The sequence below is a fragment of the Pseudomonas sp. MM227 genome (genome assembly GCF_947090715.1).
GTDB lineage: Bacteria > Pseudomonadota > Gammaproteobacteria > Pseudomonadales > Pseudomonadaceae > Aquipseudomonas > Aquipseudomonas baltica.
On record NZ_OX352319.1, the window covers coordinates 1,288,365 to 1,297,417 of the forward strand.

Sequence of the window (9,053 nt, forward strand, 5' to 3'; positions counted from 1 at the left end):
AATCGGGCACCACCAGGTGCTTTCCTACCCATGGCGCCTGTTCCTGCGCGCTTTGAAGGGCTGAAATCATGCGTGACATCGAACTCCGGCTGACGGCTGACCTGGACGGCGCCACCAAGGAAGTAGCCGGGTTTCGCAAAGAATACGGCGAGATGGTCAAGGTGGTTGAAAAGCCCCTGCGCCAGGTCAATGCATTCCGCGAACTGGAATCGAACGTCGAAAAGACCGGTCGAGCTATGCAGGATGCTCGGGAGCGGGTTCGCCAGCTCGGCGCCGAACTGGCTCGAGCCGAAACACCATCTCGCAAGCTGCAGGAAACGTATCGCGCTTCGGTCCGCGATCTGGAGCGCCTGGGCCGCGTCGAGGCACAGCAGGTAACTCAGCTGAACCAAATGGGCGCAGGTTTGCGCGCCGCTGGCTTGGATACGCGAAACCTTGCCGCCGAGCAAACCCGACTCAGCACCGCATACAACAAAGCGCTGGCGGCTGGGCGGGCAGATACCTCGCTCAACAGTGCCAAAACAGCGCTTGGTGCTGGCGCGGCACGCGAAACACAGGCCGAACTGCTTCGGTTGCGGCAGCAGTATTCGCTGGTGAAGGCGTCTGGTGAGTTGTCTGCCCGCGATCTTGGGATCGCCCAAGACAACTACCGTCGCAAGGTCAGCGAAACGTTGGCACGGCTGCGTGAGATGCGTGCCGTCAACGCCGCGCCAGTGAAGACCGTGCCGGTTCTGGCTGATACAGCGCGGCAAAGCCTTGGCATCAATCAGCTCAGGGCGCTGCGCGTACAAATCGCGACCCTTACCGCCGACTACCAGCGCCTGACTCGCTCGGGAGTTCTGTCCGCTACAGAGCGGGCGGTAGCTGAAGCGCAGTATCGCCGCAAGGTCGAAGAATCTCGGCGCGCTATCGCGGCCTTGTCTGGAGAGCAGCAACGTTCCGGTTCCAGCTCCCGAGGTGGTGGCGGAGGCTTCTCGGACAATTTGACCCTGGCGCGGGCGCAGCCTCGGCCGTTGCTGTGGCGGCGGCTTACCTGCGTACGACCGACAGCGCCAAAAAGATGGACGCCCAGCTTCGGCTTACCACTTCGTCACAAGCTGAGTTCAACGAGGCTCAGCGCGCTACCTTCGAAATAGCTCAGCGCAACCAAGCTCCGCTGGCCGACGTAGTCACGCTCTATAGCCGGCTCCAGCCCGCCATGGCGCAAATGGGAAGAGGGCAGAAGGACACGCTCAGTATCATCGATGCGGTAACCCAGTCACTGCGGATCAGTGGGGCGACGGCGTCCGAAACCGGAAGCACCATTACTCAGTTCTCTCAGGCGCTGGGCTCAGGGGTGCTTCGCGGAGAGGAATTCAACTCTATCGCTGAGAACTCCCCTCGGCTTTTGAGGGCATTGGCGGAGGGGTTGAAGGTACCCACCGGGGCACTTCGGAATATGGCATCAGAGGGCCAATTGACCGCTGATGTAATCGTCAACACGCTGCTGGGACAGCTTCCGAAACTTGCGGCGGAGGCGGCGCAACTGCCGGAAACCTTCGGTGGAGCTCTTACAAAGCTCAACAATCAACTGGCTGTGTCGGTAAAGCAGTTTGATGAGTGGTCCGGACTCTCCTCGGATGCGATTGAGCTTGCGCAAGGCCTCACTGCGGCCCTCAAAGGGCTGTCCAGCGGCGAGTTCGGGGACTTCTTTCGCAAAGACAAGCAGTCCATTGCAGGCTTCAATAACGAGATCAGCGTCGTGATGGCGCGAATTCGCGATTTGCAAAATGTCCGATCGGGGCTGAAGAACGATTCTCAAACAGCCCTGTTTCAATGGAAGTTTTGGGATCGCGGTGAGATCGACTCTGAACTGGCGGCCTTGCGCAAGCTTGTGACGGATATGGCTGCCCAGCGCGACAAGCTGGAAGCGGATCAGCGCGGAAGCAACGACGAGCAAGATAGACTCGCTGCCGAGCGCTTGGCGTCTGCTCAGAAAAGCGCTGACGAACAGAAAAAGCTGCAGTCGCAGGTCGTCACTGATACGGAGGCTGCGCTCAAGGCCCAAATATCCGCCGAGAAAAAAGCCAATAGCGACCTTGAAAAAGCGAAAGCTGCCCAGCTCAAGACCCAGGAAAAGTATAGCAAGGCTCTATCTGCCCTCGGGGCAGCCACTGGGAACGACGGGTCCTTTGCCTCGGCGCAAGCGCTGAAGCTTGGGGCGCGCCAAGCGCTTCAGCGCGGGGATGTTGATGCGGCCAAGGAACAGGCGAACGCTGCACTGGATATTTTGCAGAAACTGGCCGATTCCGGTGCAAATACTTATGGGTTTGCCGGATTCATCAAAGAGCTGCAAGGAATTGAAGTTGCAGCAGATGGAATCAATGTCAAAAAGGCCGAGGACAGCATTGAAAAAGCGAAAGACAAAGCGGACGAGCTAAAGTCAAAGCTGGATGCGTTGAAATCGGTCGTCATTACGCCAATGATGGATCCAGAAGCGCTCGCAGCAGTACGCAAGCAGATTCAGGATTTGAAAATCTTGATCGGGCAGCAATTCGAAACGCCCATCAACGTAGCGCCAAGCACTGAGATGCTGGCCATCGCCGGACAGGTTCCTGCCGTACAGTTTCCTACCGCAGGGGAATCGGCACCGGCAGCGCCAACATCGCTTGTCCCGTCTAAAACCTCTACAAAATCTCAGAAGCTCAACTATCAACCGGGCGTCAACAGCTACTCGCTGCAGGATACGGTAGTCCCGGTTCAGCCAGTGGTTGAGGAGGACGCGTACCAGAAAATGGTGCGCGAGGTCGCCGCGCGCGGCAAGGTGCAGGTACCGGTAGAGCCTTTGATTCCAGATGGGGCGATAGTGGACATGGATGTCCCGGTAACTCCAAAACTGGACGAAGCCTCGGTGGATGCTGCGAAGAGCCAGGTTGCAGTTATTGCGGAACAGATGCGCCAGGCGTTGATCGTGCCTATGACTATCGTCGCACCTAACGGATCTACCAGCGTCTCCGGCCCTGATCCGGATGTTCCGCAATTCGCTCGCGGCGATATGGTTCGTGGTCCTGGTACCGGAACCAGTGACAGCATCCTGGCTCGGCTTTCGAACGGCGAATTCGTGATGCGAGCAGCTGCGGTCCAGCACTATGGCCCACAACTGCTGCGGCAACTAAACGAGCGCCGCTTGCCCAAGTTCGCAACGGGTGGGCTGGTAGCGCCGCGAATGATGCCCAGTATTCCAGCGCCCGCGGCGTCGATTCTGAATCAGATTGATCCGCCTATGCCGGAAAGCATGGGGACCGTCGCTCTCTCGGTAGGGGGCGAGACTTATCACTTGCAGGCCCCTCAACAGGACTTCCAGCGGCTGATCAGGAATCAGCGCCTCAAGTTCGGTAAGAACAATTGAGGATGTGCAACCAATCAGACCCACCTCGGTGGGTTTTTTCATTTCTGGAGTAACGGATGAGCCTGCCGCTGATCATGCTGGGGGGCATCCCCATTGTTCTGGATGCCGGCGCACCGGATCAGTCCGACAACCCGCTGCTGGGGGAATTCGTCATCCGGCTGTCCGGCGGCGAAGGCGTCAAGATGACCCACTGGGGCAAAGCCGCCGGCACCATCAGCGGCCAGGGTTGGATGCCGCCGGGGTTGGATGGCCTGGACTACAGCCAGCCGCTTGAACTGCGCCTCACCGCGCAGGAGAGCATGGTGAGCAATGCGCAGATCCTCGTGCTGCCCAGCACTCCGCGCGACGATTGGGCGCCCTGGGCATTCGCTTTGGTCGGGGCCCGGTGGGTCGAAGCGCCATGCGTGATGGATGGCCTGGTCGTGACGATCGAGAAGATGGTCGGCGCCACCAAGTACATGGCGCAGTGGATGCCGGTCTACAACGTGTTCGCCAGCAAGCCTCCCAAGACGCAGAGCTCGGGCCAAGGCAGTTTTGGCTGGACCATCGCCTGGGAAGAGGTCTGATGCTGATCAACGGATTGCCGCTCAATGCCGCGGCGCTGGGCGGCCTGCAGGGTGATTCCAGTGCAACTGAGCCACTACCGATCGTGCCGGGCCGGGCGTTCCGCTGGCGGCTGCGGGTCACCGTAGGCGGCAGTGATGTAACCGCCAGGCTCACCGGCCAGGTGCATGTCGACCGCGAGCGCGGCGCTGCCGGCCTGGCGGACTTCACGCTGCAGATGCATGCGGGGCCTGTAGTGCCGATGGATTGGGTAGGGGCCGAGGTCGCGATCGACTACATCAGCACTGCCGCGGGTGTCACCAGCGAGAAGCGCCGCTACACCGGCCGCATCGTCACCACGGAATGGGGCTCGCTAGCCAGGCTGCTGGTGTGCCATTGCGGCGATCAGCTGCAGCAGCGCGTCGAGGCGATGAGCACCGAGGCAGTTGAGGCGCTGATCCCTTCCTACTGGTCAGACGAGGTGTTCGAAGCGGTAGACGGGCGCAGCCGATGGGACTATGCCCAGGAGCGTTTGACCTCTGTGCAAGGCAGCCTGGACTCGTCAGCTACTGGCGAGCTACGGCTCACCAGCTGGTACGCGGGCAACATCGACTTCACGTTCGGCGGCGGCACCACGGTCTACGACTCGGTTGCACTGTCCTATGCCGATCTCACCAGCTTGACCAACACCGTCGAGATTGAAGCGAACTACCGTTTTCCTCGCCTGCGCCAGCTCAACGAGAACTTCACCTGGGTGCATCCAGATACCAACGGCCTGGGCGGGCTCAGCGGGTTCTGCCAATGGCGGCCCGACAGCACAGAGCTGCCGGATGTGGCCATGGTTCGCGATTCAGTCACCGGCAGTGGCCTGAGCCTGGTGCGCAACCCCGGCTACAACCGAGTGCCGCTCAGTGCCCCTGACCCGTGTGGGAACGGCCAGCCCTGGGTGAACAACTACGCCGACCTGCTGCTGGCGGCCTCGCTCACGGGCGGCCGCCGCTGGAGCCAACCGGTAACCGAGAAGTACACCCTCAAGGTGGTGGCCGAGACCAGCGTCGCGCAGGCCGGTGAGGTGATCGCCAGGGAGTCCTTGTCGATCGAGTACACCAACGATCTGGCCGATGGCTGGGAAAGCACAGCGTTCGGTATTGATGCGCCCCGGCCTGTGGCGCCCGGCACTGGCAATGGCGTGGGCGGCAATGGGGCCGGCGGCGTCGGCGGGGCGCCTGCGCAAGATGGTGGCGAGACCGGCCACAAGGACCAGCGTGATGAGGCGCAGCGCCTGGGCGCTTTCCGGTGCCTGCTGCATCAAGCCAAGACCTCGATCATCCAGGCGCACAGCGGGACCCGGGTCAGCTGGGAATCGCCGACCAGCATGGTGATGGACGTCGATCTGGTGCACACGTTGGCGATCAGTGACCAGGGCATCAGCGCAGCGGCGCGGTGCAGCCATGTCTACGACACGTTTGACCTGGCTGCCGGCAGCGCCATTACCACCCTGACGATCACCGTCATGCGTGGTGGCGGCAACGCCGAAGATGCGCTCGAGCCGCCGGCCGCCTCAGTCGAGCCGCAACCTGAGCCGGATGGGCCCGACCCCATAGGGCGGAGCCTGCCGACCCAGCTCGGCGGCAAGAGGGGCGCGCCGGCATACAAGGAAGACCTCGATGGATTCGCGGGCAACTATGACAACGCTGACCCGACGCTGGAGGTTTTCCCCCGGCGTTTTCAGGTGACCTCAATCGACATACCCGAAGAGGACACCGACGAAAAAACCGTTGATATCGCGGCGACCTACCGGGTCGTCATTCCCAACGACCTTCTGGAGTTGTAAGCCATGTCAGAGACCGAGCGGCGCGCCTTGGGCGTTGCCCTGGAGACGAATCGGCGGGCGAGTGGCGCCGCCATGGAATCATCCCGGCGCGCAATTGGCCCAGCAATGGAAGCAGAGCGCCGCGGCTCAGGGGCCCAGATTGCCGACGACATCCAGCGCCTGGGTGGAGTGCAACGCCGAAGCACGACCCTGTCGCGGATCGAGCGCCGCGGTGGGATCGGTGGGCAGACCGGATCTGGGGTCTGGGCCGCTCCCAATGTCGGCACCGGGGGTGGTATCGCCAGCCCACTTACCGAGGCCGATTACACCAAGCGCGAATACTGGCCAGACGGAATTCTCAGCAGCGATGGCCTGTTCAACATGCCGGCGCTGAAAACCTTGGTGATGACCGACAACGATGGCGCGAGTGTCACCGTCAACTTCGCGAAGCCGGTCACGCCGGCGAAGGTGCCATAGATGCGCTTCATCAATAACTGGATCACCCAGCTGACTCAGCCCATGGCGGCTGCGGCAACCACGCTGCCTGTGCCAGGCGCAGCGCTCTCGCGTTTGGCGGCCGGCACGTACTTGCTCACGCTGGTCAACTCTGCGAATGCACTGGACCAGACCCAGTGGGAAGTCATCGAAGTGACTGTGGCCAATGGCGTCGCAACCGTCACCCGCGCTCGGGAAGAAACCACAGCACGGGCCTGGCCAACCGGCACATTGATTTATTGCGGCGTTACAGCCGGCACTCTCAACCGGTTCGCACAGACGATTGAATCGCTCGTCGCGCGGGTGACGGCGCTCGAAGGCGGGGGCGGCGTCGATCCGGAGCCGGAGCCATCCGATGGCGCACTTACTGACCCTGCCGGAAGCGCTCTTACCGACCAGGCACAGAACACCCTCGTACCGGCGGCCTGATCCCCGCCGCCTTGATAAAACGGACATTCCAATGGCAAACGTTCAGCACACTGATAGCGGCACCACCGACCCACAGCTCGCACCGCCGAGCATTGGCGCCCACTACACCAATACTGCCAGCGGTCAGACTTGGGTCGCCCATGGCACGGCTCGTGTCGAGGATTGGGGTAGCCCACTTCCTGGGCACGCGCTTGTGGCGACTGGCAATGAGCTGGCCCTCAACCATAAGCAGCCGATCACCGTGTGGCGGCTGACCCCCGGGCAATTCAATCCGCTCCTGGTCCTGCCCGATATCACCGAGCCCGGATTCTATGAAGTGCTGCTGGTGCTCGAGAACACATCAGGTGTCCAGTTCGAAATCAATGTGGTGGGTGGCGGCAATACCGAGCGGATGGACGGAATACTGAGAGTTGCGACCAGTTCTGCCACCGCGTACCGCCTTCATTGCTGGGTGCCACTCGAATCAGTTGGGGGCTCTAATTTCTGGACCTTGTCAGATCGCACTTATCATGCTGAAGGTAGTGATTACATCCCGAGATCAGATAATACGTCGCTCACAATTGCCGGTGCTGACAGGAAGTTTTCATGGAGTTTCAACAATACGCGCTCCGCTGACCTCATCCTTAAGGAAGTAGGTAATAGTAATCGTATGGATCCTATAGTTGATGTCGAACTTTTGATCCTAAACTTCACCGGGGGAGTTGTTACGATCACAGTTGACACGGCTGAGGGTTATCCGCTGAAAGACGTTACTCAAATTATAGTGCAGCCCAATACTGGGCAGCGTTACACGCTCACTTTCTGTCGCAGCAGATGGTCGGTGGCCAAAATACAAGAGGTTTAGGGGGCGAGATGGAGCGAACGTTGGTTTGGCCTTGGCATGGCATGATAACCGCCGAGACATTACAACTTCCCAATGGCGCGACTCGCCCGACACAAGAACTGTCGTTTTCACCCGCCAATGCTGCAGGGCCCGGCGACAATCACAGGATTGTAGTGGAAGGGGTAGCGCCTATCTCTGACGCCGAGGCGGCGCAAGCGCCGGCTGGCGGCCAGTACTGGTCGGGTCGAGCGCTTGTTACCTCGGGTCGGCTTTATGAAAAGGAGATTGGTTGGCTATATCAGGCCTTGGATGGTAGTCGCTGGTCGGTGACTATGCCGATCCGCAATATCCAGCCAGCCACCTCAACGCTCCGGCTTACATTCAAGCGTTTTGGCGAGTTCACCAGGGCGCCGGAGTCGATAAGTCTCACTCAGCAATTTCAAGTGGGGTTGCTGTCTGAAGATGATCGGAAGTTATATTTCGCTGATTTTGGAAACAGTCAGACTCACTCTATACGCCTGCATAGCGTGAGCGACACAGGCCGCACAGCTATCATTTCATGGTGTATATCGAACGCGGGAAATGGCTTTGATCCCCATGCTCGGCCCTACACTTATCTGAAAGTCTCGCTGATTGGAAGTGGAAGTGAGATCGCCGCCAGCTACGAAATTCTGTACGACAAAACCCGAGTGCGTAGGGATGACCAACCGATAGCGATAGAGGACTACGGCTTTGCTGTAGATCCAAGCCGGAACTGGGTGGAGACCAACCGTGAGCCCTTTGGGGATGGGGGACCCAATTCAGGAACCCGGTATTTCTACGACTACGTGCCAACCACGACGTTGAAGGTCATGAAGGGGGATGACCTGTTCCCCGGTCCAGTCTCGGTAAACAGGCGTCAGACCTGGATACCCTTCATTTCTTTCCAGGGTGAGACCCCTGTCCCGTGCACTTTCAGTTGTGTGTACCGGGCTGAGCGGCCAATGCCGGTCATCAACGTAGTGACTGACGAGCAGGTCGTGCACCTCATATACACCGACGGGCACGGCGGTGTTGAGAACGACGGCAAGTACCATTTTGAGGGCAGTACCGCAGCCGAGGGCGCACTCACAATCACGATCGCTCACGGTGATTACCGCTGGACCAGGTCTTACACGTTCTCGTCGCAAAGCGTATTGAATGACCTCGTATACACCACGGCCTATTTCAACGGTGAGCAGCTTCCGAACATCGGTACCGGCCGGGCTGGATTTGGAATCATAGCAACGGGCGAGCTGTGGGCGGACGTTGGCCAGTTTCGACCGTCGGTGGGGGTCAGCATGGCTAATGTCAGCGACGTGACCTACTTCTACCTGTACAGCAACAACTGTCTGGCCCTGGCCACTGTCACCGATTACCCCAAGCACAAGTTCTATGGGGCGATTACCCCGGATGGATTTATTCCACCAGTGGGCGAGCACCCGACTGACTTCAGCCCTCACTTCGGTAGTTATCACCCTTTCACCGGTCAACTGATGCTGGGTTCTTCCAAGCCGGTCAACTGGATCTAACCCCTCTTTTGA

Annotated in this window: 8 protein-coding genes; all 8 read left to right on the forward strand. The window is 59.9% G+C overall.

Going from position 1 to position 9,053, the window contains the following annotated elements:
• Positions 1 to 68: 68 nt before the first annotated feature.
• Positions 69 to 1,136 carry a hypothetical protein gene (locus ONG87_RS05875; RefSeq protein ID WP_264382412.1) on the forward strand — a complete coding sequence of 356 codons (1,068 nt, stop codon included), beginning with the start codon at positions 69 to 71 and terminating at the stop codon, positions 1,134 to 1,136.
• Positions 1,061 to 3,388 (forward strand): tape measure protein, encoded by a 2,328-nt coding sequence (locus ONG87_RS05880; protein WP_264382413.1) that lies wholly within the window; start codon positions 1,061 to 1,063, stop codon positions 3,386 to 3,388. Before ONG87_RS05875 ends, ONG87_RS05880 begins: the two co-directional genes overlap by 76 nt.
• 56 nt (positions 3,389 to 3,444) lie before the next feature.
• A complete protein-coding gene (locus tag ONG87_RS05885; protein WP_264382414.1) occupies positions 3,445 to 3,954 on the forward strand; it encodes a hypothetical protein in 510 nt (169 codons plus the stop codon).
• The gene (locus ONG87_RS05890) at positions 3,954 to 5,765 is read left to right on the forward strand and encodes a hypothetical protein (protein ID WP_264382415.1); all 1,812 of its coding nucleotides are present in this window, start codon (positions 3,954 to 3,956) and stop codon (positions 5,763 to 5,765) included. The genes ONG87_RS05885 and ONG87_RS05890 overlap by 1 nt, the downstream gene beginning before the upstream one ends.
• Positions 5,766 to 5,870: 105 nt before the next feature.
• On the forward strand, positions 5,871 to 6,221 hold the full coding sequence (locus ONG87_RS05895; protein ID WP_264382416.1) for a hypothetical protein: 351 nt from the start codon (positions 5,871 to 5,873) through the stop codon (positions 6,219 to 6,221).
• Positions 6,222 to 6,668: a hypothetical protein gene (locus tag ONG87_RS05900; RefSeq protein WP_264382417.1), complete on the forward strand. Its 447-nt coding sequence runs from the start codon at positions 6,222 to 6,224 to the stop codon at positions 6,666 to 6,668. It abuts the gene before it with no gap.
• Between the two features lie 31 nt (positions 6,669 to 6,699).
• Positions 6,700 to 7,512 carry a hypothetical protein gene (locus ONG87_RS05905; protein WP_264382418.1) on the forward strand — a complete coding sequence of 271 codons (813 nt, stop codon included), beginning with the start codon at positions 6,700 to 6,702 and terminating at the stop codon, positions 7,510 to 7,512.
• Positions 7,513 to 7,520: 8 nt separating this feature from the next.
• Positions 7,521 to 9,041 carry a hypothetical protein gene (locus ONG87_RS05910; RefSeq protein WP_264382419.1) on the forward strand — a complete coding sequence of 507 codons (1,521 nt, stop codon included), beginning with the start codon at positions 7,521 to 7,523 and terminating at the stop codon, positions 9,039 to 9,041.
• Positions 9,042 to 9,053 lie beyond the last annotated feature (12 nt).